Origin of the sequence: Agreia sp. PsM10, assembly GCF_030433855.1 — a bacterium.
In the GTDB taxonomy this organism is placed as follows: domain Bacteria; phylum Actinomycetota; class Actinomycetes; order Actinomycetales; family Microbacteriaceae; genus Agreia.
Genome location: NZ_JARUXC010000082.1, coordinates 1 through 241, shown reverse-complemented (window position 1 = coordinate 241; position 241 = coordinate 1). Strand labels below are relative to the sequence as shown.

Below are 241 nucleotides of genomic sequence, written 5' to 3'. Positions count from 1 at the left end.
GATTTAACCTTGTTTCCTATGACAGTATCGATTTCCCAATGACCGAATGTTTCCCGAGTTTCGACGACTGCTGGGCGCTCATCTATGGGTGTTCCTAGTATTCGTTTATTAAGACGAGGTTTATGATCCAGTTTTTTTATTTTTCGGGACAGCTTTTCGAGCAAATCTAAGTTTGTTGTTTTCATGATACCTCGGTCAATCCACTGGTACAGAGTGGTCGTACAGGGAATGATCGTAGAAC

The 241-nt window shown here is 41.9% G+C and carries 1 pseudogene; it reads right to left on the bottom strand.

Going from position 1 to position 241, the window contains the following annotated elements:
• Positions 1-185 (bottom strand): annotated as a pseudogene (locus tag QCD70_RS19105) (IS30-like element ISL7 family transposase); the annotation flags it as partial.
• Positions 186-241: the final 56 nt, after the last annotated feature.